Raw genomic sequence first — 26,596 nt, 5'->3', positions numbered from 1 at the left:
GGTTCTCCTTGTTCTCTCAGTAGGTTTCGGCAGGCGTCAGTTGCCCGCCTTCCGAGGCGCGGCCAGCCGCGATGCGTTCCAGCGCCTTGCGGCCGAAGGCGAGGAAGAGGAGCGGCGTCAGCACCGTGTCGATGATCGTCGCCGATATCAGGCCCCCGAAGATCGTGACGGCGACCGGATGCAGGATTTCCCGGCCGGGCTGGTCGGCGCCGTAGAGCAGCGGGACCAGTGCCAACCCTGCCGAGAGCGCGGTCATCAGCACCGGCGTCAGGCGTTCCAGGCTGCCGCGGATGACGAGGTCCCGCCCGAAGCTCTCGCCTTCGTGGAGGGCCAGGTTGATGTAGTGCGACACCTTGAGGATGCCGTTGCGGGCCGAGATGCCGGCGAGCGTGATGAAGCCAACCATCGAGGCGACCGAGAGCGGCTGCCCGGCGAGATGCAGAGCGACGACGCTGCCGATCAGCGCGAGCGGGATGTTGCCCATGATGATCAGCGCCAGCACCGCCGACTGGTAGCGGGTGAACAGCACCACAAAGATCAGCGCGAGCGATACGAGGCTCAGTAGCCCGATCCGCAGCGTCGCCTCCTCCTGCGCCTGGAAGGTGCCCTCCATGCGGGTGACATAGCCCTGAGGCAGCGGCGTCTGCGCGACGACCCCGCGGATGTCGGCGATGATCGCCGTCATGTCGCGCTGGCCGTCGCCGTTGCCGTAGACCGCGATGCGGCGCTGACCGTTCTCGCGCTGGATCTGGTTGGGGCCGTCCGTCTCGGAGACCGAGGCGATCATGCGCAACGGCACGTGGCCGGACGGCGTCGCGATGAGGAGGTCCTCCAGGCCGTTAGTCGAACGATCCTGGTCGGACAGGCGCAGCACGACGTCGTAGCGGCGGTTGCCCTCTACGATCTGTGAGACCGTGCGACCGTTGGAGAGGGTCTCCAGCACCTGCGTGACGCTTGCTGGCGTCTGGCCATAGAGCGCCGCCTTCTCATGGTCGACGTCGATGCGCAGCTGCGGGATGCGAACCTGCCGCTCGACCTGGAGATCCACGAGGCCGGGCACGGCGGCGAGGCGCTCGCGCAGCGTCTCGGCCAGGCTGCGGATTGTGTCGAGATCCTCGCCATAGATTTTCAGGGCGATCTGGGCCCTCACCCCAGAGAGCATGTGGTCGAGCCGGTGGCCGATGGGCTGGCCGATGTTGACCGATACCGGCAGGACGCTCAGCGCCGCGCGGATGTCGGCATAAATCGCCTCCTTGGGCCGGTCGGACCTGTGCAGGTCGATATCGACCTCCGAGGAATGGACACCCTCAGCGTGCTCGTCGAGTTCGGCGCGACCGGTGCGGCGGCCGATGGACTTCACCTCCGGCACCTTGAGGGCGAGCTGCTCGGCGATGAGCCCCAGGCGATGGCTTTCGGCCAGCGAGATGCCGGGGTTGTATTGCAGCGAGACCACCAGCGTGCCCTCGTTGAAGGGCGGCAGGAACGTCCGCGGCAGCAGCGTCGCCCCGTACACGGCCAATGCCACGCCGATGCCCACGACCGACAGGATCAGGCCACGCGCCCCGAAGGCCCTTCGCAGCAGCGCCGCGTTGCCGCGCTTGAGATGGCGCACGACGAAGGAGTCGCGCTCATGGCCGCTCTTCGCGCCCGACAGGAGATAATACGCCATCACCGGCGTCAGCGTGATCGAGACGACCAGCGACGCTAGGATCGAGACGATGTAGGCGACCCCCAGCGGCGCGAAGAGCCGCCCCTCGATGCCCGACAGGGCGAAGAGCGGGATGAAAACCAGGATGATGATCGCGGTCGCGTAGACGATGCCGGACCGGACCTCCTGCGAGGCCGCCGCGATGACCGCCAGCACCGGCTTCGGCGCAGCGCTCTCCCGGTTCTGCTTCAGGCGCCGCAGGATGTTCTCGACGTCGACGACCGCGTCATCGACGAGTTCGCCGATGGCGATGGCCAGCCCGCCCAGCGTCATCGTGTTGATCGTCAGGCCGAAGAACTTGAAGACCAGGACCGTCGTCAGGATCGAGACCGGGATCGCGGTCAGCGAGATCAGGGTCGCCCGGACGTTCATCAGGAAGAGCAGCAGGATGACGGCGACGACGCCCGCCGCCTCCAGCAGCACGCGCTCGACATTGGCGATCGAGGTCTCGATGAAGGTGGCCTGCCGGAACTGCACGTTCGTCGCCGAGATGCCGGCGGGCAGCGTCTTCTGGATCTCGGCCAACGACGCCTCGACCTGCCTGGTCAGCGACACGGTGTCGGCCTCGGGCTGCTTCTGGATGCCGATGATCACCGCCGGCTTGCCCTGGTATCCGGCGTCGCCGCGCTTGACCCGCGCGGCGAACTCGACGGCCGCGACCTGGTGCAGCAGAACCGGCTGGCCCTGACGCTGAACGACGACCGTGTTACGCAGATCCTCCAGCCGGCGTGTCAGCCCGACGTTGCGGATGAGGTACTCCCGGCCCTGCTGATCGACGAACCCGCCGCCGGTGTTGGTGCCGAAGCGCGTGACTGCCGCCTCGACCTGCTCGTGAGTGACGTCCAGTGCCTGCAGGGCCGCGACGTCCGGGGTGATCCGGTACTGGCGGACCTCCCCGCCGATCGGGATGACCTGCGAGACACCGGCGATGTTGAGGAGCTGCGGCCGGATCGTAAAGTCCGCGATCTCGCGCACCTCCATCGGCGAGGCCTTCTCGGCCGTCACCGCCACCAGCATGATCTCGCCCATGATGGAGGAGACCGGGCCCATCTGCGGGGCGACGCCGCGCGGCAACTGCTCGCGAACAAGGGACAGGCGCTCGGCGACGAGCTGGCGCGAGCGGTAGATGTCGGTCCCCCAGTCGAACTCGACATAGGTGATCGAGAGCCCGACGCCCGATACCGAGCGGACGCGCAACACGCCCGGCATGCCGTTCATCGCCGTCTCCAGCGGGTAGGTGACGAGCTGCTCGACCTCCTGTGGGGCGAGCCCCTCGGCTTCCGTCATCAGCGTGACGGTCGGGCGGTTGAGATCGGGGAAGACATCCACCGGAACACGCGGCAGCACATAGGAGCCATAAGCGATAAGGACGAGCGCAGCCGCAATGACGAAGAGCCGGTTGCGCAGGCTGGCCGAGACGAGGAGGTTGAACATCGCGCCTTTGCCTCAGCGGATCTGGTTGAGGTGTTCGGCGCCGCGGACCACTATCCGGTCTCCCGTCGCGATACCGGCCCGGATCACGACCCGCGTCGCGTCGAACGGCTCGGTGCGGACCGGCTTGGGCTCGAAACGCTCGGGGTCGGTGTGGCGCCAGACCAGCGCCTCGCCGTTGCCGCCTCGCACGACCGCGTCGCGCGGGACGATGATGCCGGCGACGCTGGCCCCGTTCTGGGCCGTCACGCGGACGGGCTGCCCGATCGCCAGCGTGGCCGGAGCGTCCTCGATGGAGAACTGCACCACCGTCGCCTGCTGCTGCAGCGCCCGCCCGAAGCCGCGGAAGGAGAGCGCGAGGGGCTTGCCGCCCGGCAACGTGGCCGAGGCGCCGCCGAATTGGGACAGGTCGACGTCGCCATAGGACAGCGCCTCGACCCACAGCCCGCCGGGATCGAGAACCTGGAACAGGACGTCCTGCGATCCGACGACCTGCCCGGCCACGACCCGGACGGCCGAGACGACGCCGCCCAGCGGCGCGCGCAGCACCTCGGGTTCGACCCGGATGCGACCGACGATCTCGCGCCGCTTCGTCAGGCCGGCCAGCTCGATCTCGGCGTCGATGACCTGGCTCTGCGGGGCGATGGCCCGTTCGGCCAGCCCACGCGAGCGCTTGAGCTTCGCCTCGACCATCGCGATCTGCTGCTCGATCTCGCCGACGCGCTCGGCGATGGTGGTACGGTCAGCCTGCGGCACGGCCTGCTCGACGGTCGCCAGGACGTCGCCGGGCCGGACGGTCTGTCCGAGCCGCGGCAGACCCTCCGCCGGCGCCAAGATCCGCCCGCCGGTGATGCTCTGGACCTGGCCGGAGCGATTGGGATCGGCGATCACGCGCCCGACCAGGGCGACGGTCCTGCCGGCCTCCTCGGGCTTGGCGACCTGCGTGCGAACGCCAAGGAGCCGCTGGGTCGACTTGGGCGCGAAGACCGCCCCGTCCGCGAGCCTGCGGGGCGTGTCGCTCGCCGGAAGTGCGACCTTGGCGGCCTCGCCGTGATCATGGCCCTCATGGGCGGTCGCGATCGCCGTGCCCGCGATCAGCAGCAGCACGACGAGCCCGATCGCCGGGATGACCGGACGGGCGCTGCGCAAGCCGACGCCGAGCAGTAGCCCGAACGCCAGGGCCGCGCCGGTGGCCAGATGAAGCACCGGCACATGCTTGCCGGCGATGGCGACGCTAGCGGCCCGCTCGGTCGGCGCCGACCCGGCTGGCACGGCTGGCCCAGCTGAAGCCGCCGGTCGATCCAGCGTTCCGATCAGGAGATCATCGCCTCCGGGATGGGTTATCGCGACGACCAGCTCCAGCGGGCCGGCGCCCGCAAGCTGGTCAGACGCCAGGACGTAGGTGCCATCCGGCGTCGGCGTCGCCACGACCTCGGCGCCCGCTCCGATCGTGACCGCGATGCGCGCGTCGACGACCGGTTCGTTTCCAGCATAGCGGTCCAGGAACAGCGTCAGCCGGCCCGTGCGCAAAACGCCGACGAGTTCATAGGCGTCGGAGTGGAGCGCCAGGCGGGGCGTCCCGGGAGCCGACACCGCCGCGGCCGGGGCGCCATGGTCGTGGCCCTCATGGGCCGCGGCGGTAGCCGACAGAAGAGAAGCGAGCGCCAACGGCGCGATAAGGCAGCGAGCAAGGCTGCGGCAGAACGAGAACATGATAAGGAACCCACTGACATCGGCACGGCATTCCCGGCGGCGCGGCGGGATGCCGGCCGTCGATCAGGCGATGTCGAGGGTTCGTGGCGGCTTGGCGTGGAGGCCCGGGGACCTCGCGAGGAGGGGCGTCTCCGGTGGCGGGGACAGCCGAATGCCGTGATGGGTTCGCAGGGGCATAGGGGCGATGCCGCGTTCGATGAGGGCGACGGTGCACATCGTGCCGCAACAGGCTCGGCCCGACGTGCCGTCGCGCCTGCCTTCGTCCGTCCGGGTCCAAGCGTGCTTCGGCTCCGATCGACAGACGGCAGCGGCCTCGACCAGGGGTGCATCCACCGACACACCAAGCTGAACCTGGGACGAAGTGGTGACGATGCCGTTGGATGGCTGGGCGTGGCCGGAATGCGCAGTGGCGGATGTGGCCCAAGCAAGCGCCAGAAGGGCGACCAGGGCGGTCGCCTTCAGTACGCTTGCGAGTGCGTTGATCAACCTCACGCCATTCCACCGATTTGCTTGGTCTAGACCGACAGATGGAGCTTCCCACATGGGAAGGTCAAGAGAGCCGGGGGAATTGCGTTCTCGGTACCAAGGCAGCTTCCCTGAGCTCGCGTGCTGCCTGTCTTATGAGCCGGCGCGGCATCAGTTCATCCAGCAGTAACCATCGACGCCCGAGCGGCTGATTATCGCCCGGCCCGGTTCGACATCGCCATGGCGCTGCACGTCACCAAAACCAACTGCCGGTAAGCGGACATCCCAAACGTCCGCAAGGGGCCAATCTTGCCCGTTCGACGGATATCGCCATGTCCAAAGCACGCCGGCAACATTTCGGACAATAGTGCCCTTGACATGCTCAGGGCGGAACCGCCGGGTGTTAACGTGGCGCCGGTGCGGCCTCGCGCCAATAGCTGCCGTTCGAGCCCTGCCAGGAAGCGGACGTCGCCAGGCGAAGTTGGTTCAGGATTGCTAACGGCCCTCAGCGGACGAACGGTCGGTTTTCTGATAGTCGGAGCACATGACGGACCAGGCAAACATCCACGTGCAGCGTGCCGATCATGTCGGCTTCGCGGTCGCCTCCCTCGACGAGGCCGTTCGGTTCTGGGTCGAGGGGCTCGGCGCGCGGCTCGTACGGACTGGCGAGATGGGAGGCGCGTTCCTCGGTCAGGTGACAGGAGCGCATGGGCGCAGGTCCGCATGGCAATCGTCTCGCTGGCCGATCAGACGATCGAACTCCTAGAGTATCGGGGTCTGGATCGGCCAAGCGTTCCGGCCAAGCCGTTCGACCCTGGCTTCGCGCATCTAGCCTTTGTGGTCGATGACATCGATGCAGTCCTTGCGCGGATGGGCTCCTACGGCTGGAGGGCACAAGGCACGCCGCAGCCGATCACGAGCGGCGCACGCGCCGGAACGCAGGTGATCCACGCTCTTGGCGCTGACGGCGCGACGATCGAGTTCATGCAGCCGCCGTCTATCGCGCAAGACCGCTGACCTCACTGGGAGCAGCGTCCGCGGACGGCCGCGACACAGACCCAGCCCGAGAGTCGCCGAGACGCAATCGTGAAAAAGGACGCGCTGATCCAAACTTCCGCCATGGCGCGATCGCTTTGCTGTCCGCCTATTACGCGCCGAATGTTCACCATGTCCGAATGACGATCCCGGACAGGGTAACGAGGTCAGGTCGCGTTGGACTTCGCCATCTCGAGATGGTGCCGAATGCCCGGAAGCAGCTTCTCGGCGAACGCCTTCAGTTCAGCATCGCTGCCGGACTTTCCGAAGCGCTCGAGGAGCGATACCGCAGCCTCGTGCGCCGCGACCTGCTCCTTGAAATAGGCCTTTGTGAATTCGGCGCCGTCCAGCTTCTTCAGCTTATCGATCCTGGCCTGATGGCCCTTGTCGAGTTTCAAAGGCAGCGGCGTCTGGTCGATATGGGGCTTCACGATGAGCGACAACTCGGATGAAGACTTCTGATGGTCCTCGATCATCGTCGCCGCGAAGTCGCGCGCCTTTTGATCTCCCCGGACCGCTGCCAACTCGCTTGATTTCGTTTCGAACATGTCGCTCAGGGCGAGTTCGGTCACAAAATCCGTCGTCGAAATACTCCTGCCGATAACGGCGTTGACGCCGGTCTTCCCACCCGATGGTTGAGCGTAGACAGGCGTCGAGATCGCCATGAGGACGGCAAGCGCAAATGCGGGTTTCATGCTGCATCCTTTGCGTGGACAGTCACGCGGTGCCAGGCGGTCATGAGGTAACCGGGGAAGTTGTAGATCGGTGCGGCCGACTCCGGCTGGCCCTTGCCTTGTCCGTCGAAAGCGCGGACGACGAGCTGATGGTCGCCTCGCTTGAGGTTCAGCTCAGCACTCCAATGCACCCATGACCACTTGCTGTCGCCTTCGCGCTTGATCTGCGCCGGCGTCCAGGTCTTGCCGCCATCACCCGAAGCTTCGATTTTCGAAACGGAGCTCATCGTGCAAATTGCAAAGCCCGAGACAACCGTCTTACCGGTCCTGACGGCAGCGCCCTCGATCGGCTCCAGAATGACGGAATTCAGCGGCATCTCGTTGACGACCGGCGCCGTGCTGAAATCCGCCTTCTCCTTGATCACGTCGGGACCGAAAAGCTTGTAGGCCTTCTGCTGGATATGGTTGTCCGACGGTTGCTCCTGCTCGTCGATCGAGGCGATCCACTTGGGACAGCGGACGCCGGCATAACCCGGCACGACGAGGCGAAGCGGGAAGCCATGCTCGGCAGTCAGCTGTTCGCCGTTCATCGCCCAGGCCAGGATCGTGTCCTCGGACATCGCTTTCTGCATCGGGATCGAGACGCCGTATTTGAACTTCTCCCTGTCCTCCTCGCAGTCGTCGTGGCAGGCGAAGGCGACATGGGCCTTGCCGCCCATCGACGCCTTCCTGAGAACCTCCGACAGCGAGACGCCGGTCCATTCCGCGTTCCCGATCGCGCCAACGCGCCAGGCATCGCCGGAGACGTGCTTGTATTCGCCCATGTCGGCGCGGCGGTTGCCGGCGCATTGCATCACGGCAGTAACCTTGCGCTGCGGCATCTTCTGCAGATCTGGGATGCTGAACTCGATGGTCCCGACCTTGACGCTGTAGGTCTCGGCCGAAAGTTTCGGCACGTTGCCGTGATTGCGGACGTAAAAATCCTTCTGCGGAGTGATGAACGACGCCAGTCGCGGAGGCCGGGGTTCAGCATTCAGCGGCGTCTTTCGATGAACGATCATCGACAATTCTTCTGAAAATGCTGGAAAGGGAAATCCTGACAACGCGAGGAAAGCCGCGCTGTGCTGGAAGAATTCTCGACGGTGCTGCATGGGATGTTCCTCCAATCCCGAGCAACACGCCGTCGGCCGCATGGTTCCGGTATGGCAGCGCCCATACGCGCGTTCACACGCTCGTGTCCCGCCATCGGCAGATCGTAGGGAATAAACGACGACGCCCGTGCGTTTTCCCTCCAGATGACATCGCAATGGAGGAACGATGCGAACGCTCCAACTAGCCGTCGTCGGCCTGCTCGCGATGGGCTGCGTGGGCCACGCAGCCGAAACCCCAAGGGCATCGACGATCAACGCCGCGGGCATCGCCGACACCGACATGAAGGCTTTCAGCGATGCCATGAATCGATCGATGGCGCGCATGCATGAGGGCATGGCGGCGGCAAAACCGACCGGCGACCCCGACCGCGACTTCGCCGCGATGATGATCCCGCATCACCAGGGTGCGGTCGAGATGGCCGAGATCCAGCTGCGCTTCGGACGCGACGAGCGCCTGCGCCGTCTCGCCCAAGGTATCATCGTCGAACAGCGGCAGGAGATCGCAGTGATGCAGCGGATCCTCGACGAAAAACCCGCCGCTCCGGGCCAGGCCGCAGGCGCCCCGACGCGGGCGCACGGTCATCACGATCACAAGGACATGAAGCCATGATCACGCGCCTTGCAGCGCTGCTGCTGCTCTCGACCGCCCTTCCTGCCTTCGCCGGCCAGGCGCCCGGTCGCGCCGAGGCTCCCGATATCGCGATCAGCAAGAGCGACCGCTTCTACACCTCCGACCAGTTCTCCAACACGGTCTCGGTGGTCGACCCGTCGCAGAACAAGCTGCTCGGCGTGATCAAGCTCGGCGAGCCGACGCCGGCAAACCTCAGCCCGCTCTATCGCGGCCAGGTGCTGGTTCACGGCATGGGCTTCTCGCCCGACCGCAAGACGCTCGCAGTGATCTCGATCGGCTCGAATTCCGTGAGCTTCATCGATACCGAAACCAATGTGGTGAAGCACACGACCTATGTCGGCCGCTCGCCGCACGAGGCCTTCTTCCGTCCCGACGGCAAGGAAGTCTGGGTCGCCGTGCGCGGCGAGGACTACATTCAGGTGCTCGACGGCAAGAGCTTCGCGCCGACCACGCGGATCAAGGTGCCAAACGGCCCGGGCATGACGATCTTCTCGCCCGATGGCCGCTATGGCTATGTCTGCTCCAGCTTCAGTCCCGAGACGGTGGTCATCGACACGGCCACCAAGAAGGTCGTCGGCAGCATGAAGCAGGACAGCCCGTTCTGCCCCGATATCGCGGCCACCCCTGACGGTGCTCAAATCTGGCTGACGCTGAAGGATGTCGGCAAGACGATGGTGTTCAACGCCAAGCCCCCGTTCCAGTCGCTTAAGGTGCTCGATACCGGTCCGATCACGAACCACGTCAACATCGTCCGCAAGGGCAAGGAGCAGTTCGCCTATGTCACGGTCGGCGGGCTGAACCTGATCAAGGTCTTCCGCACCGACGGCTTCGAGCAGGTCGCCAGCATCCCTGTCGGCGCCCTTCCGCACGGCCTCTGGCCGTCCGGCGACGGCACGCGTGTCTATGTCGGGCTGGAGAATGCCGATGCGGCGGCCGTGATCGACACGGCCAGCAACAGCGTGATCGCGACGATCCCGCTCGGACAGGCGCCCCAGGGCGTCGCCTATGTTCCCAACGCGGTCACGAAGGGCGACGGCCTGGCCAATCTCCAGCCGCTGGCTGCGGCGGCCAACTCCGCCCAGCTTTCGCTGGCTGGCGCGGACGGCAAGGCCGCGACGCAGGTGACGCTGTTCAACCAGGGGCTGGTTCAGATGCTGCAGGCGGCCGTGACCGGCCTCGAACCGAAGAAGGCGTATGTGCTGGCGCTGGCAAACGACGCGAAGGGTGCGGGTCCGCTGCAGCCCGTCGCGAGCTTCATGACCAACCCTGCGGGCGCCGCGATCGTCAACGCGATCGGCCCGATCCGGCAGGTCGTGCAGGAGGCCGCGCCGGATGTGCGCAAATACCTCGTCATCGTGCCCGGCACGGCCGATGCGCCGGGTCAGCCGCTGCAGATGCAGTTGCCATAGGACCTCTTCCCGACAAAGAAGCTCAGGGCGCCTTCTTCCCTTCGGCGTCGAACTGCTTGAGATAGGCGACAAGATCGGCGATGCGCTTGTCGTCCTTCAGCCCGGCATAGATCATCTTGGTGCCGGGCACCTTCGTCTTCGGGTCCTTGATGTAGTCGGCGAAGGTGGCCTCGTCCCAGGTCAGGCCGGACGCCTTCATGGCGTTGCTGTAGCCGTAGCCTTCGCGCTCCGCCGCCTTGCGCCCGATGACACCGTTCATCACCGGACCGACCGTGTTTTTCGCAGTCTCGCCGATCTGGTGGCAGGCGCGGCACTGGGCGTAGGTCTTCTCGCCGGCGGCGGCGTCCTGCGCCCTGGCCGGAGCCTGCGCAAGCAGGCCGAGGGCAATGAGAGCCAGCATCATCTTCATCATCACACGGCTTTCCTCACTTCTGCGGCGCGAACGGGCTGATCCATCCGCCGCCCTGCTTCGGCGCCTCGGGCGGAAACGCCTTTTCGAGATAGTCGAGCAGCACCTTGCGCATCTCGTCGTCGGGTGCGGGCATGGCGTGCTTGTCGGTCATCCAGGTCAGGGTTTCGTCCCAGCGGGCGCGGTTCATGCCCTGGCGGCCGACGACCTTCATCGAATGGCAGCCGACGCAGTAGCCGAAGGTCTCGTCGCGCCCGGGAAAGTCCGGAATGGATTCCGGCGTGTCCTCGGCCTGCGCGAAGGCGCAGACCGGGACGGTGAGAAGGGCGGCGGCGAACGCCACCGCCTTCAGTGCTTGGAAAGCCGCCATCGTCAGCCCACCAGCACGGCGATGCGGTGCATCGGGTTCGAGCCGTAGCCCTGCGGGTTCCAGTTCGTGGCGACATGAGGTTGGGCTACGCCTCGCGAATCCGTCGCCTTCACCCAGAGCTCGAAATAGCCCTCGCTCGGCAGCTTGAGCGAGCCGGTCCAGCGCACCCAGTCGTAGCGATTCTTCGGCTTGGCCAGGGTCATCGCATGCCAGCGCTGCCCGCCGTCGGACGAGACCTCGACCTTGGCGACCTCGTGATCGCCGGCCCAGGCCGCGCCGCGCAGCGAGACATCGCGGGCGGCTGCCGGCAGGCGCGTGCCGTTCGCCGGGGCCGTGATGATGGCGCGGACCGGCATCGAGGTCAGGTCGGTGAAGTTGGTCTTGCCGTCGGCGTTCGAGCCGGGGACGATCGGCACGGTCGGCACGCGATAGGAGGTCCCGCCCATGCCCTGACCATCATGCGGCGTGGCACGCACGAGGATGCGGTTGAGCCATTTCGACGAGAGCGAAGCGGGCCAGCCCGGCACGACGAGGCGCAAGGGGCCGCCATGGATATGCGGCAGCGGCTCGCCATTCATCGCCCACACGATCAGCGAATGCGGCTCCAGCGCTTTCTCGATCGGCATGCCGCGCGATATCGCGTCCTTCGTGGTGTCGCCGGAAAGATGCGGGTCGGCGCCGAAATGCCCGGTGAACTTGGCGCTGTCCTTCAGGCCCGCGGCTTTCAGCACATCGGCGAGGCGCACGCCGGTCCATTCGGCGCAGCCGGCGCCGCCGTTCGTCCACTGGTTGCCGCGGGCCGCTGGCTGGTAGAATGAGCGGCCGTTGCCGCCGCATTCCAGCACCATGCGGAAGTTGTGGGCGGTGAAGCGCTTCTTCAGCTCGCCCAGCGTCAGCGTCAGCGGCTTGTCGACCTCGCCCTCGATCTTGAGCGACCAGGCATCGGCGTCCTTCGTCTCCTCGGGAAGCTGCCCGTTGTTACGGATGAAGAATTTCGAGACCGGCGTGGTGTCGTCGTCGAGCAGGCTTTCGGGCGTCTCGGCGACGAGCGGCCGGTCGCCCAGCAACGCCAGGCCCTTGTCCTTGCCCGGATAATCGAAAGGCTGCGGCCCCTTCGGCGCGGCAGGCGGCGCGCCTTGAGCCGAGGCGGACGACATCCCGCCATGCGATCGCGAGCCGAGCGGTGCGCCGAGGCCGGCCGCGACGCCGATCGCGGCAACGCTGCCGCCGAGCAGAATGCTGCGGCGGGAGGTCGGAGGTGCTTCGACGATGTGGGAATTTGAGTGGTCATTGGACGCGGCATCCCGCGTGACTGCTTCTTCGCGCATGGCGTTTCTCCCGAGGACATATTCCTCGGCAGTCAAGACGCACGACCACGTCGAATTATTCCAATCTCGAACGAAAATCGTAAGAGCTCAGGCCACGCAGGGCCGACCCTTGGCTCTGCTCTCGTTCAGCGCGGCGACTTGCTGCGAGGCAGGACCGTCGTTCCTGAGCGACTTCGCGGCCAGCGCGGCGATAAGATCGAGACGCGCCTCGTCGATGCCGATGCCGACCATGGCGTAGCCCAGATCGCCGCTGCGCCAAGCGCGGATCGAGATGCCGTTCTTCTCCGACCGGACGGGCTCCACGGCATTCGTCGATGCTTCCGGCGAAACCCAGAGTCCGACACGACAGCCGTTCGGCCCTTCGTAGCCCGCAAAAACCTCGCCATTTCGGGCAGGCTCGGGTTTGACGTCGAGGCGTACCAGACGCAGTGACGCGGCGGACAGGTCCGGCAGAGCGCCCGACCGTGCGCCGGCGAGTTCGATGGAGAGAGCAGCCGTCGCAGGAGCCTCGCCACCTGCCAGCCAGGGACGATGCGCCATCAGCGTCGCGCTCATATCGCGCGCTCCTGACGATGCAAACCAGATGGCAGAGCCCATACCGGCGATGAGAGCGATCGTTGCGGCGATCGCCGCCAGACGGCGTGCAGTTCCTCTCGTTTCCATTCCGCGTTCCGGAATGGCGAAGGGCGGCGGCCCCGCCTGTGGCAGGCCCGTCACATTGGCTTTCAGCCTCGCCAGCGTGGCGACTCTCCTGGCGAGGCCGGGATCCTGTGCCACGGCCGAGGCGACAGCCGCCGCATCTGCCGGCGCCAGTTCTCCGTCGACATAGGCGTTGAGCCGCTCCCAGGACACGGCCTGCTCGTCCATCATTTCGCTATCGTCATCCGACATGGCGACGCCCCGTTTGAAACGGTGTCACGTTCCGCTCGCCGATCTCGTCGAGCAGCGCCAGGCGCGCGCGGCTCAACCGGCTCATCACGGTCCCGACCGGGACGCCAAGGATTTCCGCTGCCTCCGCATAGCGAAAACCGGCGAGATCGATCAGTTCGATAATGTCGCGGTGCGTCGCATCCAGCCGTTCCAACGCCTGCTTGACCGTGATCTCCGCGATCAGCCGATCGTCGTGCCGCCACGGCGTCTCCAGCCCGATCTCCATGCCTATATCCTCGGCTCGCACTGAAGCCCTTCTGCGATCGTCGAAGAAGCCGTTGCGCAGGATTGCGAAGAGCCACGCCCGAATGCCTGATGCGTCGGGCACGGTCTCGCTCGCCAGTGCCTTCATCGCGCAGGATTGCAGCAGGTCGGCAGCTGAATCGCGATTGCCGCTGAGACGCAGGGCATAACCGAAGAGTCGCTGCCAGTTCTGCCTTAGTGCCGTTTCGACCGCATCGCGCAGGGTAGCGTTCCTTCTTTCAACTCCGCCAAACTAACTCGCATCGTCCGCGAGGGCGACAGCGATCTCCCGGCGCAATCCTTCGCCGAACAGATTTTCCCTGGCGGCGGGCGATGCTGCGAGATGCGTCGGGCTTGGATGGGGAATCGCTATCAGGCGCAACTCCGGCTTTGCCGCAACCAGGGCCGTCCGAAGGCTCTCCGCGACGCGGCCGGCGAGAGCGACGACCTGCAGTCTCGGCAAGAGCGCGAGCAGCGCTGGCAAGTCCTGCGCCGCCATTTCGATATCCTTGCGGGTCGGCCGCCCGAGCTTGCCCCCACGTCGTGGCAGCCGCCACGGTACCGCGTTCCAGATGACGGTATCCCGTCTCGACAATGGAAGTTCGTCGAGAAAGCGGGTCAGGTTGCGCGCCGTTCCGGTGGGATTGTCGCGTGATGTCGTCTCGGTCGACGCCGAAGCCGGTCCGGGCGTCTCCAGCAGCACGAGCACACGCGCGTCGATGCCGCCATCCAGGGAATCGAAGCGGGGCACGTCACCATGCCGCGCCCGTAGCGCGGCGGCATAGCGGTTCAGTGGCGCTATATGCGTCGGATCTCCGACCCATTCCTCCGTCATGAGGCCGAGTGCTCGCTCGCGTTCGCTAAAGTCTCCAAGTCGAGCAGCGCGCGAAAAGCCTGCGCTGCCCGTCCGACATAGCGTTCCTTGTGGCGAAGCATCAGGAAGCGGCGCGGCGGTATCTCGACCGGGATTTCGAGCAAGACACCGGATCGCAGCGCCGTGGCGACGACGAGCCGCGACATCAGACTGGCGCCGGCGCCGGCCTCGACCGCGGCGCGCACGGCTTCGTTGGAGGGCAGTTCGAGCGCGATGTCGAGGTCCGCGATCGTCTGCCCCACTCTCCGCAGCACCGTCTCCAGAAGCTGCCGGGTACCCGAGCCCGGTTCGCGCAAGACCCAAGATGTCTCGCCGAACTCTTCTGGAGTGACGACATCCCTTGCGGACCAGGGGTGCTCGGGCGCGACAACGATGCTCATCGCGTCTTTGGCAACGACCTCCTGCGTGAGGTGGGGATCGTCGATCTCGCCCTCGACGAGCCCGATATCGGCGAGACCGTCATGAATGGCGGCGGCGACAGTCTCGGTGTTGCCGATGACAAGCGGCGTCTCGATGCCGGGGTGGCGTTTGCGAAACGCGGCAAGCCTTTGCGGCAGCCAGTAATTTCCGATCGTCTGGCTCGCGGCGAAGGAGAGCCGACCGCGTTTCAGCCCGGCGAGATCGGACAGGATCTGCTCGCCGGCGGCAGCACGGGCGAGGATGGACCGAGCCTCCAGAAGAAAAAGGCGCCCGGCATCGGTCAGCGCGATCCGCCTGCCGACGCGATCGAACAGCTTGACCGCGTGGCGATGTTCCAGCGCCGCAATCGCCGCGCTGGTCGCCGACTGCGTCAGGTTGAGATCGGCGGCGGCGCGCGTCACGTGCTCGCGCTCCGCAACCGCGACGAAGATCCGCAGTTGTTCAAGGGTCATCGGAACGCCTCGCCGGAATATTTCGCACGGCCTGTGCGTCTCCTCATGATCCCTCCCGACAGCGAGCATACCCCATGACAAGCATCGAACCCGATCACAACCAGCCGCCGCTGCACCATTCCGACGCTCATCCTGCGCACCTCACGAACGACAGTGCGCGCCAGGGGCCGAAGGGCAAGCGCATCCTCTATGTCCTCGCGGGCACGGTTTTCGGCGCGATCATCGTCGTCGGCGCCATCTTCCTCTGGTTCGCAGCCAAGGGCTGACCTCAGCCCGCGTCATCAATCTATCCTATCGATTGAGACAAGAAAAACAACCTGTTGGATAACTTGATCGCGGTGAGCGACACGTTACGCATCGAACGAACGGATGCCGCGATGACCCTGCCTAGCCAGACGAAAACACCTTTGAATTCCTCTTCGACGGGCGGTGCCCTGCGCATCTGGCCCGGAGTTCTGCTCTGCGTGGGCGTCTCGGCCTTTGCGCTGGGGATCGAACATGTCGAGGCAGGCTTTTTCGGCCGAGCCTGGCTAGAAGCACTCGTCATGGCGATCCTGGTCGGAACAGTGATCCGGTCGCTGTGGACGCCCGACAGTCGTTGGCGGCCCGGCATTTCGTTCTCGGCCAAGACACTGCTGGAAATCGCGGTGGTGTTGCTCGGCGCCTCGCTCAGCGCTGCGACGATCGCCGCGGCCGGCGCGGCCCTCCTCGTGGGCATCGCAGCCGTCGTCTTCGTCGCGATCGGGCTGAGCTACGCCATCGGCCGCCTGCTCGGTCTGCCACAGCGGATGGCCATCCTCGTCGCCTGCGGAAACTCGATCTGCGGCAACTCGGCCATTGCGGCGGTGGCACCCGTCATCGGCGCCGACGGAGACGATGTCGCGGCCTCGATCGCCTTCACGGCGGTGCTCGGCGTCATCGTCGTCCTTTGCTTGCCTCTCCTGATCCCGGCGCTGGGCCTCAGCATCCATCAGTTCGGCGTGCTGTCTGGACTGACGGTCTATGCCGTCCCGCAGGTGATCGCGGCGACGGCTCCCGCTGGGGCTGCGGCGATCCAGGTCGGCACTCTGGTCAAGCTCGTTCGCGTGATGATGCTCGGCCCGGTCGTGCTGATCCTGTCGATGCTGTCCGGACGCCTGCGCGAGGAGACCGACGAACCTGCTCCGCATGTGACCGCCGGCAATCGCCCGGCGCCCAAGCGGATCGCCGTCCACCATCTCGTGCCTTGGTTCATCGTCGGTTTTCTGGTGATGGCGGCGCTCCGTTCGGCCGGCCTTATCCCCGCCGGGTTCCTCACGCCGCTGGCGACGGTAGCCAACCTGCTCACGATCGTCTCGATGGCGGCGCTCGGCCTCGGTGTCGACATCCGCTCGGTTGCCAAGGCCGGACCGCGGGTCACGGGCGCCGTCGTTCTCTCGCTGCTGGCGCTCGCCGCCATCTCGCTCGGCCTCATCCACCTCATCGGCGTGGCGTGAGCCAACGCTCGCAACCTCTAGAAAGGATCGACGCATGACCCATCTCAGCCGTCGCGGTATCGGGATTCTCGGCGCGGCGCTTGCCGCCGGGCTCACGACGCCCGCCAGTGCGCCCGCCCCCTGCGCGTCTACGGGCCGGGCGGCCCGATGCCCGCGATGAAGGAGGCTGCCGCAACCTTCGGCAGGGCGCAGGGCATTGAGGTGCAGGTTGAAGCCGGCCCGCTTCCAGCCTGGAAGGACAAGGCGACCAAAGACGCCGACACAATCTTCAGTGGCTTCGAGGTGATGATGTCGGACTTCATCGAGGCGCTGCCTGACATCGATCCGTCAACCGTCCAACCGCTTTACCTGCGCGCCTCCGCGATACTGGTCCGGCCTGGCAATCCGAAAACAATCGGCGGCGCGAAGGCCTTGCTCGAGCCCGGACACCGCATTCTCGTCGTAAATGGCGCGGGCCAGCAAGGCCTGTGGGAGGATGTCGCCGGCCGGCTCGGCCGCATCGCCGACGTCAAAGCGTTTCGCTCCAATATCGCGAAGGTCGCCAAGAACAGTGCCGACGCCCGGAAGGCGTGGGTCGAGGACAGTTCGCTCGACGCCTGGCTGATCTGGACGATCTGGCAGGTCGCCAACCCCACCCTCGCGGACGTCGTCGAGGTCGAGCCGGACCTTCGGATCTATCGCGACACGGGCATAGCCCTGACGAAGCGTGGGCAGATGCGACCGGAAGCCAAGCGGCTCGTGGAGTTTCTCGCCTCGGCTGAAGGCCAGCACAACTTCGTCAAATGGGGATGGATGCGCGCGTAGAGAAGCGCGACAGGTAGCCCGACAGTAGGCCGCGTCAAGTCGCCGGGCAGCGGACATTCCAGATGTCGGCTGTGGGCCAGAATAGTGCATTGGCGCCCTCACGCGAAGCGAAGCCGGAATAGAAGGACTTGAAGTGGAACCCAGTCCTGGGAACCCCCGCGAACCTGAGCCGACAAGCCGTTCCGGGAGAGACGAACCGGAACGGGTTATGGGTATGGAGAAAACGAAGGACGGCGGCAACACCGCCATCGATGAAGCGCGCCCAAGCGCTAAGCATCTGTCGCGCTACCACCGCGGTTACGGGATGACGACCGATCAGCCGGAGCGGTTTTTCTCGCTCTGGCAGGAGGCCCTGGCGCACGCGCTGCTGCTCGAACAACAGCCGGAGCGGTCGTTTCCGGAGCATGGTGGTCTGACTGCCCTGCAGATGGCGGAGGGTGCGCGGGTCCATGCGCGCTTCTATGCCTTCATGCTGGCGGAGGCGCCGGCGCGCACGACGGAGCACTTCGAGCGCAAGATCATGGTCTACGAGGCGATGGCCTTCGACGAGGACGAGATCCTGCGCACGCGGACCGCGGTGATGGTCGAGGCGGCGATGCAGCAGGACGCGCGCGAGCTCGGCATCAATCTGAGCAAGGTGCCGATGTCACCCGGCTCGCCGAGCCGGCACTGAGGACTGAGAACCATGTCCTTCGTGATCTACGACCTCGAGACCAGCGGTCTCGAGCCGCAATGGAATGTGCCGCTGCAGGCGGCTTTGATCCATACCGATGAGAATCTCGTGCCGCTTGCCGAGATATCGCTGCGCTGCCGCCTGCCGGCCCATATCGTGCCGTCGCCGGGCGCGCTGCTGACCACCGGCGTCCGGCCCGAACAGCTCGAGCAGGCGCCGCTGTCGTTGACCGAGATGCTGAACGTGATCGCGAAGGCGTTGGCGTCCTCGGCGCCCGCGACCGTGATCGGCTACAATACGATCCGCTTCGACGAGGAGGTGCTCCGGCATGCCTTCTTCACCCATCTCCTGCCGCCCTATGCAACGCAGCTGAACGGCCATCGCCGTGCCGACCTGCTGACCATGGTCAGGGCGGTGGCGATGCTGGAGCCGGCGGCATTGACCGTACCGCTCGGGGCAACGGGCAAACCGAGCTTCAAACTCGGCGACATCTGCCGGGCCAACGGCATCGGCTTGTCGGAGGACGAGGCCCATGACGCGCTTGCCGACACCAGGGCGACGCTGGTCCTGTTCCGGCACCTGCGCGAGGTCGCACCGGTGACCGTGGCGACCCTGCTTGGCCTGGCCGACAAGGGCCTGCCGAACCGGATGCTCGCCGGGGGCGAGGTCCTGCTGCTCGGCGGCGCCTCCCGCCTGACTCCGGTCGTCGGCGTGACGGTAAACCCGACCGTCGCGACCTCGTGGGCGGCGGTCGACCTGACGGTCGATCCGGCAAGCTATCTCGAGTTGCCCAGCGAGGAGATCATCGCACTGTTCTCGCAGCGCGGGGTTCGCCCGATCCGGACGATCAAGACCAACGCCCAGCCGATCCTGGTGAGCTACGAGCAGGGCTGCCACGCCCTGCTGCCTGACCAGCGGGATCTCGCGCTCTACAACGAGCGCGCCGCCCGTATCCGGGAGCATGCCAGCTTCGGGTCGAACCTCGCTACGGCCCTGGCCAATCGCTTCGCTGACCGCGAGCCCTCGCCCTATCCCGAGGCAACGCTGTACGGGGGCGGCTTCCTCTCCAACGACGATGCCCGCGCCAGCGCGCGCTGGCACGCCTCGCCCTGGTCGGACAGGGCTGCGATCGCGGCCGGGTTCAGCGACGAGCGGCTCAAAGCCTTCGCCAACCGGCTGACGCTGCTGGAGGCGCCGCAATCGCTGTCACCAGCAGGCTGGCAGAAAGGCCAGGCGTGGCTTCGCGAGCGGCTGACGACGCAGGCCGATGTGCCATGGCTGACGCTGCCGAAGGCCCTCAGCGAGGTCGTAACCCTGCGCCAGACGCTTCCTGCCGATCATGCCGCGCGGCATGCGCATCTCGACGCGATCGAGCGCTGGCTTAATGAGCAGAACCGGTTTTTCCGGCTCGCGGCCTGAACCGACCAGGCCAAGGCGGGTGACGACGAGAAGGCGCCGGCGACGGCGCCTTCTCCAATTTCGGAAAGATGGAGGTGAAGCGCAGCCGATGGGGCTGTGACCCACAGGAATAAACCGACCATGACGACCAATGACCAGGATCGGAGCATTACGCCGATGTCGACCGATGACGAGGGCGGGGGCGACCGGCCGCTCGGACCGATCCGCGACCCGCTCGACGAGGCGATCCGTGGCATCGGCAACGATCCCTCGCTCGCCGAGCTGATCGCGGTGCGCGAGCACGCACCCGACCTCCGGCGATTCGCGATCGAGGCGAAGCGGTGCAACGACGAGGCGGGGCGACTGCCCTACGGCCTTGAGCAGACCAAGGAGGATAAGATGGCGCAGGTCGGACTGCAGATCGTCGGCTTGAGCGGCGCCGCCATCGTCGCGATCTGGCCGACCGACACGATCGAAGACGCCGACGCCAAGCGGGCGCTCGCCCGGGAGACGCAGCCGCACTATGGCGACACTGACTTCGAGGTCGCGCCGATGCTCTCGGTCGAAGATGCAATTCGCATCAGGCTGCACCGCGCGGCCTTCGACGTCGGTGCGCTCGTGGTGCCTCCGGGCCCGGCTGTGCCGGCGCCCTCTGACCGGGATCTAGCGACTTGGCCGCTGTCGCGGTTCGACCTCGTCGACGCGGTGCCGCTGACCGGGGGCCCGGCGACGCTGGATGGCCGCGCGATCGCCCGGTGGGGCGCCTTCGTCAAGGCCTATCCCGACCTGACCACGCTGGTCGACCGCTTCAGCACCATGATCACCATCGCCGATCGCCTCACGGTGATCGCCAATCGTAACGAACTCGACAGCGCGCCGATGCGCCGGGCCGCGGAGGGCGCTCGCATTCTCGGCTATCTCGCCGCGGCGCGGGCGGCAATTTGGCCGGCGATGCTCCACTCGGCCGATGCGCAGGCCAAACTCAGGTTGGTCGCGCTGATCAACGATCGCGCTTGCCGATGCGATCCCCTGCATCAGCAGGCAGCGATCCGGCATCTCGTCAGCGAAGCCAACTGGATCGCCAAGCGCTTCCGGTTCGGCGGCACGCTCGTGCTTGATCCGGCGTGGATGCCGATTGTCTGACGACACAGGCAATGAGGAGATGACAGGTCGATGGCGCCCCTGTGGGGGCGCCATCTGCGATTTCAGGACCGGAGGGAGAGTGCGGCCGGATGGTCGCGACCCACGAGAAAAGAGTTTAGCATGAGCAAGAATGACCAGGGCGGGCGCTCGCTTAGCCCGCGCACCGGTGGCCCGGTGGATGGGCCGGGCGACCGGACGCTGCGCGACCCGATCGCGATGGCGGTCGAGATCATCAGTCGCGAAGATCCGAGCATCGCGGAGCTGGTGGCCTTCCGCCGCCAGCCAATCGACCTGAAGGCTGCGGCGCGCAACGCCAAGAGCCTGTCAAACGAGGAGTTCCGGCTCAGCCTCTCGAAAGAGCTCGGCGACCGCGACTACGACTTCGCCTGCGCCGGGCTCAAGATCATGAGCCTGAGCCTGGTTGCGCTGACCGCGATCTGGCCGGCCGACGACCTCGAGGGGGCCGAGGCCAAACTGGCGCTCGCCGAGCAGACCGGCGCACTGCACCATCGCCGCGACAAGACCTACGTCTCGACGATCGACGCGACGCTGGCACGCCGCATCCGCTGGAAGCGGGCGGCCTTCAGCGTGCCGTCGCTGATGCTGCCAGCGGCGCCCACCCCGCCGCAGGGCGACAGCCGCGGGCTGGCCATCTGGCCGCTCGAGCGCTGGGACCTCACGCAGGGGCTTGAACTGCGTGGAGGCCCGCCGGCCTACGCTCATACCCAGGTCACCGCCTGGGTCGCCTTCGCGAAGGCCGCGCCCGATCTCGATCATCTCCTGGTGCGGGCCCGCAAGATGTTCGAGACCTGCGACCGGCTGATCGCGCTGGCCCAGCGCGGGCCGGAGAATGCGAGCGAGCTGATGGTCGCAGCCGATGCCGCGCGCATCGCCGGCTACCTGGCGGGGGCGCAGGTCATGATCTGGCCGATTCACAACCGCGCCGCACTGGCGACGAAGCAGGAGATCGTCGCGCTGATCAATCTGCGCGGGGAGATCGGCGATCCCATCCACATGCAGGCGGCGGTACGCCACGTCACGGCCGACGCGGCATGGGTCAAGTCCTTGCCTGCGGACGCTCGTGACCGGCTCAACTTCGATTGGTCCGAGCTGGTTTAGCAGCCCAGCCGCGCATGAAATGACAGCGAGGGCAGCGCCTGCAACGGCGCTGCCCTTTTTGATTGGGGAAGACTGAGGAACAGCGACTGCCAGGAGCAGATCACCCCCATGGAATTAAGGCCAAGCAACATGATCACCACCAACCGCAGCGACCTGCTCAGCAGCATCGTCCTCGACACCACGCAGCATCAGATCACCGACGACCTTCTCGCGCTCGAGGCCCGGTTCCGACAGGCGGAGACCGAGATCGAGACGCTCGCCAACTGGCGCAACGCCCTTCCGGATCTGCTTCCGATCAGGGGCTGCGCGCAGGCCAATGCCGACCAGGTTCGCCGGCTGATCAAGGGTCTCGCCCGCGAGCCCGAGCTGGTCGATGACTGGATCGACGTCGCCAATGCGCTGACGGTGCTCGTCAACGCCGCGAACCTCTCGCTCCTGCTTCTGCCGCCTCGTAGCATCGACGACGCCTGGGCCGGCAGAAACTTCGGCTTCCATCTGCTTCGCCATACCAAGCGCCATGGCGATGGCGAGGAACTCGCGCTGGCGCGCCGCGCGACCAGCGCGCTGAAGCTCGAGCCCGGCGGTCAGGACCTGCCGAGCGACGCCGCCGGCATCCGCACGATGATCGAGACAATGGCTCGCCGGGCGAGCGCCCTGCAGCCGAAGCCGCTCGCGGCCACGCCTGGTGGCACGCCGGCCGTTCATCCGCTCGAGCACGCCGCCAGCCTGAAGGCCTTCTTCGCGAAGCGGCAGGACCTCATGCGCTGGTACAAAGCTGCCTGCCAGCTGCTGCACAACACCGAAGGCTTCGCCACGAGCGGGCTGCCGGCGAGGGTCGTCGAGGATGCGACCGAAGGCGCCATCATCCTCAGCTACGCGCGCCTGCTGCGCGTCGCGCTCTGGCCCGCCCGAGATCAGCGCGATGTCGAGGCAAAGCTCGCCGCCCGCGATCTCGTGCGAGCCCGAACGACCGACCCCGAGCGTCTCGGAGCGCTCTTCGAGATCGCGCTCGAGCAGGGTGAAATGGTCGCCGGACAGTCGACGCGGTTCCTCAACATCGACGCGGCCGGCTGACCGCTTCCCACCGATCCGGACCTAACCATCAGGAGGCGCGCCCACATGGCGCGCCTTTCGTCATGACGGGGCGGACCGTGAAGGGGCGGACAGGCCGACCCCAAGGACAATCCAGATCATGACCGACAACACCGCGCCGTCCCTGCGTGACCTCGTCTTCACGACCGGCAGCATGCCCGTCATCGACGAGCTCGCTGCGCTCGACATGCTCCTGCCGGAGAGGCCTGACACGCTGGAGCGCCATGCCGCGCTGCTGGAGCGGCTGCCGTCGCTGCTCGACCTGCGTGGCCGGGCGCTGCTGCATGCGCAGCAATACGAGCGCTTCCTCGCGCTAGCCGAGGTCGATCCCTTATTGCTCGAGGACCGGGTCGATACCGCCAATGCGCTTGCGATCCTCGCTCATGCCGGCGAGATCGCGATGCTGCTGGTCCCGCCGAGCGCCCCCGAGGATGACTTCGCTCAGGCTATGGTCGCGCAGCAGCGGGCCCGGCAGTACGGCGGTGGCGACGGCCGCCACGATCCAGCGCTCATGAAACGGGCGTTACGAGCGACCTATCGCCCGGGCGGCATGCGGCTCACATTAGGCGGGCGCGTCCCTGTCGGCATGGAGATGGCGGCGCGTCGCTTTTGCGGCGCCGTCCTGCCGGAGCGGGATGAGACCGAGACGGGTGCCGGCGTCTACCACATCGAGGATGCTCATGCCCTGGAGACCTGGTTCAAAGCGCCTCCCGATCTGAGCGCCTTGCTTGATGGTACACGGCAGCTCTTCGCCGCGATCGAAGCCTGGTCGGACGCCGAGGAGCCGGGGCCGTTCTGGTATGCGGCGCGGCGTGGCGCCCTCATCCTCGCCTATGCACGGCTCTGCCGTATCGGGCTTTGGCCAGCACGCGGCTCCGACGACCTCGTCGTGAAGATGGGGGTGGAACGGCTCATCTCAGAGCGCTTATCCGATCCTGATTCCATGCGCGCGCTCGTCGAGATCGCGATCGGCGTCGGGCGTCGTATCGCCCGGCAGGGACCGCCCTTCGTGACGGTTCTCGGCGGCGTTGAGCTGTGAGCCCGGTCATGAGCAGCGTGACGCCAACCGCCTTCGACGACGCCGAGCACGTCGAGAGCTGGCGCGACCATAAGAACCGAGTCCTGCTTGCCCATCTCCAAGGGCAACGTCCCGAAAGCTCATCGCCAGAGCCGCTGGATGAGCCGGCGGTATCGCCTGACGGCGCACTGGTACCTGCCGGCCCGGCGATCGAAATCTATGATGCCGACCGCCTGGCCCGCCGTCTCGGTCTTGGCGATGGCTTCGTCGGCGATCCTGCCGAGGTGGGCAACGACGAGGACGCAGCTCAGTCGCGTCAGGCCCGATTGTGGAGGCGCATGCATGTCGACGAGCGCGGGCCTTGGCGCAAGCTCGTTATCGCTGATGAGGCGATGATCGCGCGGATCAACGGTCTCGATGCGATCTGCCCGCAGTTCAGGGATGTGACGTCCTGGATTGCTCGGGCGGCTGGCCTGAGCGCGGCGACCGGAACGCCGCTGCGGCTGGATCCCGCCGTCGTGGTCGGCGCACCTGGAATCGGCAAGACATTTTACGCCCGGCAACTCGCCGATGCGCTCGGCGTCCCCTCGGAGGTCATTGCCATGAACCTGATGACGGATCGGGGCTCGGCCTTCTCAGGCCTGACACCAGTCTGGAAGTCCTCAGGCCCCGGCAAGGTCGCAAAACTTCTGATCGAGGGCAGCCATGCCTGTCCGCTCATTGTCATCGATGAGATCGAGAAGGCCTCGCCGATCAACCCGAGCGAGACCCCCACGAATGTCCTGCACTCGCTTCTGGAGCGCGAGAACGCTGCCCGCTTCGTCGACGAGTTCGTCGACTTGGCGGTCAGGGCCGACCACATCTTCTGGTTTGCGACCGCCAACAGCCTCGATCCCCTGGCCGACAGCATCGTCGATCGGCTGATCGTCTTCCAGGTCGAGCTGAAGGACGCCGAGATGCTCGCGATCCAGCTGAGCATCTTCCAGGAGTCGAATTTGCGGGTCGGCGGCAGCTTCGCTGAGCCAGACACGACGCTGTTTAAGGCCTGCGTCCGCCACAATCCGCGCATGCTGTCGCGGCTGTGGCCCATCGCCATGGGCCTTGCCTGTGAAGCGGGGCGGCGGCACCTCGTCGCCGCGGACATCCGCGGCGCCGAGCAGGTCCTGCTGGCAAGCAAGGAGGCCGCAAGGAGGCCGATCGGGTTCATCCAGTCGGTCGCGAAGGAAGAGAGGAAACGGGATTGAGGCGAAAACGGGAATGCCCCCGGGAAGCCCAGGACGACAGGACATGAAAATCATGATGACCATGACGAACAGCGATGGCCACGCCATCCCGGCGACGCCCCGCCGCATCCGCGAGGAGGGCAGCACGGCCGCCGTCACGCACTATGTCGAGACGCGCTGGCCCGCCATCGGCGGCAAGGATCTCGCGCCGCTCCCCGAACATACCTTCCTCGACCCGGAGTTCGCCGAGGCCTACCAGCCCGGCCACGTCGCCTATGTCTATGTCGCCGGCTCCGGTGACACGCTGAAAGCGCCGGACCAGCCGACGGGCCTCCACGGCCTGGCGCGGCGCTTCGCGCTGCCGCTGTTCAAGATCTCCGCGACGGCGTCCGAGAACGCGCTCGCCCGGATCGAGGACATCAACCTCGAGCGCTATGCCGGCATGTACGAGGCTGAATCTGGCCTTGCCTGCGATCCGGGCTACGACAACTGGCGCCTCGTCCTCATCCACCCCTCGCGCAAGCCGATCCCGGGCGCGCCGATCGACGCCCGCCCGCGCGTCATCCGCGTCGTCCTGCCGCAGGGGCTCTCGCTCATCACCTTCGAGAAGGAGCTTCATGAGCGACTCAGTCCGGCGGCCCTCGGCCGCTGGATCTCGTCTCCTACAGGCCGAAAGCACTGCGCCGACCTCGGTCTCGACCCGCGCGAAGCCATGCGCCTCACCGGCTACAACACCGGCGAGGCAGAACGCGTCAGCCGGGCCGACGAACTCTATGTCTTCAAGCCGCGCCGCGATGGTGGGCGCCTGCTGACCATCGTCGAGCACATCGTCCACGACTTCGTCGTCCGCGATGCCGCAGCCGATCGTCCGGCCTGGGGCTGGGTTGCCCTCAACCAGGGCTACAAAGCACAGCGCCTGATAAACACGACTACCGCTACGAAATAAGTCGCGTTCGTGCTATGTTCTGAAGCTCATCGATTCGGACGGGACATCATGGCCCGTCCGATGTTGCACCGGGAGTGTTAGGAAGGAAGAGCAGCCTTCCAAACGGCGGTTAAGCTGTCGAAACACGCAGCAATGCCCGCCGAAGGTTCCGCTTCCGTCAGCCGCAGGGCATGCCGGGGCGTGGTGAGTGGATTGCGAGAAGGGGCCAGCCAGAGTGCGCCCGCAGGTAGTGCGCCCGGAACCGCGTAACGCCTCCCTTGCTAGGTATGTGCAAACCCTAGCCTGAACTCGAGAGCACGGAACCGCATCGGCCTTCGGCCGATGCTCATTCTGTGAGCTCTCGGGATGTCGGAAAACAGTAACCGGGTAGAACCCGCGGTCAAGAGCCTCGGTCGTTATGACCATGGCTAGAAAAACCCCATTCAGACAAGCGGATGTGAAGCGTGCCGTCGCGGGTGTCCT

At 66.3% G+C, this 26,596-nt stretch carries 26 protein-coding genes; 15 read left to right on the top strand and 11 right to left on the bottom strand.

Features of this window, described 5'->3' with window-relative positions; genetic code table 11:
• Positions 1–16: 16 nt before the first annotated feature.
• Together C8D03_RS10395 and C8D03_RS10390 are read right to left on the bottom strand one after the other, a co-directional pair.
• On the bottom strand, positions 17–3,142 hold the full coding sequence (locus C8D03_RS10395; protein ID WP_108046188.1) for an efflux RND transporter permease subunit: 3,126 nt from the start codon (positions 3,140–3,142) through the stop codon (positions 17–19).
• A 12-nt stretch (positions 3,143–3,154) separates the two neighbouring features.
• A complete protein-coding gene (locus C8D03_RS10390) occupies positions 3,155–4,852 on the bottom strand; it encodes an efflux RND transporter periplasmic adaptor subunit (RefSeq protein WP_108046187.1) in 1,698 nt (565 codons plus the stop codon).
• A 1,009-nt stretch (positions 4,853–5,861) separates the two neighbouring features.
• On the opposite strand from C8D03_RS10390, the gene C8D03_RS27135 reads away from it, so the two are divergent.
• Together C8D03_RS27135 and C8D03_RS26775 are read left to right on the top strand one after the other, a co-directional pair.
• On the top strand, positions 5,862–6,083 hold the full coding sequence (locus C8D03_RS27135; RefSeq protein WP_248308424.1) for a VOC family protein: 222 nt from the start codon (positions 5,862–5,864) through the stop codon (positions 6,081–6,083).
• Positions 6,041–6,334 (top strand): VOC family protein, encoded by a 294-nt coding sequence (locus C8D03_RS26775; protein ID WP_248308423.1) that lies wholly within the window; start codon positions 6,041–6,043, stop codon positions 6,332–6,334. The genes C8D03_RS27135 and C8D03_RS26775 overlap by 43 nt, the downstream gene beginning before the upstream one ends.
• Before the next feature lie 185 nt (positions 6,335–6,519).
• On the opposite strand, the gene C8D03_RS10375 is transcribed toward C8D03_RS26775, so the two are convergent.
• Both C8D03_RS10375 and C8D03_RS10370 read right to left on the bottom strand, forming a co-directional pair.
• Positions 6,520–7,047 carry a DUF4142 domain-containing protein gene (locus C8D03_RS10375; RefSeq protein ID WP_108046185.1) on the bottom strand — a complete coding sequence of 176 codons (528 nt, stop codon included), beginning with the start codon at positions 7,045–7,047 and terminating at the stop codon, positions 6,520–6,522.
• Complete coding sequence (locus C8D03_RS10370) at positions 7,044–8,480, bottom strand: molybdopterin-dependent oxidoreductase (protein ID WP_248308422.1); 1,437 nt, start codon at positions 8,478–8,480, stop codon at positions 7,044–7,046. Before C8D03_RS10370 ends, C8D03_RS10375 begins: the two co-directional genes overlap by 4 nt.
• Before the next feature lie 10 nt (positions 8,481–8,490).
• Between C8D03_RS10370 and copM the strand changes: the two genes are divergently transcribed.
• Together copM and C8D03_RS10360 are read left to right on the top strand one after the other, a co-directional pair.
• A complete protein-coding gene (gene copM / locus C8D03_RS10365) occupies positions 8,491–8,787 on the top strand; it encodes a CopM family metallochaperone (protein WP_465246438.1) in 297 nt (98 codons plus the stop codon).
• The gene (locus tag C8D03_RS10360) at positions 8,784–10,217 is read left to right on the top strand and encodes a YncE family protein (protein ID WP_108046182.1); all 1,434 of its coding nucleotides are present in this window, start codon (positions 8,784–8,786) and stop codon (positions 10,215–10,217) included. The genes copM and C8D03_RS10360 overlap by 4 nt, the downstream gene beginning before the upstream one ends.
• Before the next feature lie 22 nt (positions 10,218–10,239).
• On the opposite strand, the gene C8D03_RS10355 is transcribed toward C8D03_RS10360, so the two are convergent.
• The 7 genes from C8D03_RS10355 to C8D03_RS10325 form a co-directional block, all read right to left on the bottom strand.
• Complete coding sequence (locus C8D03_RS10355) at positions 10,240–10,626, bottom strand: c-type cytochrome (RefSeq protein ID WP_108051482.1); 387 nt, start codon at positions 10,624–10,626, stop codon at positions 10,240–10,242.
• A gap of 16 nt (positions 10,627–10,642) precedes the next feature.
• Entirely contained in the window at positions 10,643–10,996 is a 354-nt protein-coding gene (locus tag C8D03_RS10350; RefSeq protein WP_108046181.1) for a hypothetical protein, read from the bottom strand.
• A gap of 2 nt (positions 10,997–10,998) precedes the next feature.
• Positions 10,999–12,324 (bottom strand): sulfite oxidase, encoded by a 1,326-nt coding sequence (locus tag C8D03_RS10345; RefSeq protein ID WP_108046180.1) that lies wholly within the window; start codon positions 12,322–12,324, stop codon positions 10,999–11,001.
• Between the two features lie 87 nt (positions 12,325–12,411).
• A complete protein-coding gene (locus C8D03_RS26425; RefSeq protein ID WP_181300853.1) occupies positions 12,412–13,215 on the bottom strand; it encodes an anti-sigma factor in 804 nt (267 codons plus the stop codon).
• Entirely contained in the window at positions 13,205–13,720 is a 516-nt protein-coding gene (locus C8D03_RS10335; RefSeq protein ID WP_108046179.1) for an RNA polymerase sigma factor, read from the bottom strand. Before C8D03_RS10335 ends, C8D03_RS26425 begins: the two co-directional genes overlap by 11 nt.
• 30 nt (positions 13,721–13,750) lie before the next feature.
• Positions 13,751–14,206, bottom strand: a complete 456-nt coding sequence (locus C8D03_RS10330; RefSeq protein ID WP_181300851.1) for a uracil-DNA glycosylase family protein — start codon at positions 14,204–14,206, stop codon at positions 13,751–13,753.
• 122 nt (positions 14,207–14,328) lie between these two features.
• Entirely contained in the window at positions 14,329–15,243 is a 915-nt protein-coding gene (locus C8D03_RS10325) for a LysR family transcriptional regulator (protein WP_108046177.1), read from the bottom strand.
• Positions 15,244–15,317: 74 nt separating this feature from the next.
• On the opposite strand from C8D03_RS10325, the gene C8D03_RS10320 reads away from it, so the two are divergent.
• The 11 genes from C8D03_RS10320 to C8D03_RS10270 all read left to right on the top strand — a co-directional run bounded on the left by C8D03_RS10320 (position 15,318) and on the right by C8D03_RS10270 (position 26,134).
• The gene (locus tag C8D03_RS10320; protein WP_108046176.1) at positions 15,318–15,509 is read left to right on the top strand and encodes a hypothetical protein; all 192 of its coding nucleotides are present in this window, start codon (positions 15,318–15,320) and stop codon (positions 15,507–15,509) included.
• Between the two features lie 111 nt (positions 15,510–15,620).
• A complete protein-coding gene (locus C8D03_RS10315) occupies positions 15,621–16,718 on the top strand; it encodes a YeiH family protein (RefSeq protein WP_108051480.1) in 1,098 nt (365 codons plus the stop codon).
• Positions 16,719–16,838: 120 nt separating this feature from the next.
• Positions 16,839–17,522 (top strand): substrate-binding domain-containing protein, encoded by a 684-nt coding sequence (locus C8D03_RS10310; RefSeq protein ID WP_282568615.1) that lies wholly within the window; start codon positions 16,839–16,841, stop codon positions 17,520–17,522.
• 304 nt (positions 17,523–17,826) lie between these two features.
• On the top strand, positions 17,827–18,195 hold the full coding sequence (locus C8D03_RS10305; protein ID WP_181300849.1) for a hypothetical protein: 369 nt from the start codon (positions 17,827–17,829) through the stop codon (positions 18,193–18,195).
• Positions 18,196–18,207: 12 nt separating this feature from the next.
• Positions 18,208–19,614 (top strand): exonuclease domain-containing protein, encoded by a 1,407-nt coding sequence (locus C8D03_RS10300; protein WP_108046173.1) that lies wholly within the window; start codon positions 18,208–18,210, stop codon positions 19,612–19,614.
• A gap of 120 nt (positions 19,615–19,734) precedes the next feature.
• A complete protein-coding gene (locus C8D03_RS10295) occupies positions 19,735–20,736 on the top strand; it encodes a hypothetical protein (RefSeq protein WP_108046172.1) in 1,002 nt (333 codons plus the stop codon).
• A gap of 30 nt (positions 20,737–20,766) precedes the next feature.
• Complete coding sequence (locus tag C8D03_RS10290) at positions 20,767–21,855, top strand: hypothetical protein (protein ID WP_146170138.1); 1,089 nt, start codon at positions 20,767–20,769, stop codon at positions 21,853–21,855.
• Between the two features lie 129 nt (positions 21,856–21,984).
• Positions 21,985–22,929 (top strand): hypothetical protein, encoded by a 945-nt coding sequence (locus C8D03_RS10285; RefSeq protein WP_108046170.1) that lies wholly within the window; start codon positions 21,985–21,987, stop codon positions 22,927–22,929.
• A 118-nt stretch (positions 22,930–23,047) separates the two neighbouring features.
• Positions 23,048–23,986 carry a hypothetical protein gene (locus C8D03_RS10280; RefSeq protein ID WP_108046169.1) on the top strand — a complete coding sequence of 313 codons (939 nt, stop codon included), beginning with the start codon at positions 23,048–23,050 and terminating at the stop codon, positions 23,984–23,986.
• Positions 23,987–23,994: 8 nt separating this feature from the next.
• Positions 23,995–25,209 (top strand): AAA family ATPase, encoded by a 1,215-nt coding sequence (locus C8D03_RS10275; protein ID WP_108046168.1) that lies wholly within the window; start codon positions 23,995–23,997, stop codon positions 25,207–25,209.
• A gap of 52 nt (positions 25,210–25,261) precedes the next feature.
• Positions 25,262–26,134 (top strand): hypothetical protein, encoded by an 873-nt coding sequence (locus C8D03_RS10270; RefSeq protein ID WP_146170137.1) that lies wholly within the window; start codon positions 25,262–25,264, stop codon positions 26,132–26,134.
• The last annotated feature ends 462 nt before the right edge of the window (positions 26,135–26,596 follow it).

This window comes from Bosea sp. 124 (assembly GCF_003046175.1).
Taxonomy (GTDB): domain Bacteria; phylum Pseudomonadota; class Alphaproteobacteria; order Rhizobiales; family Beijerinckiaceae; genus Allobosea.
Note: the sequence above shows the minus strand (reverse complement) of the source record. Positions and strands in the feature narration are given on the sequence as shown.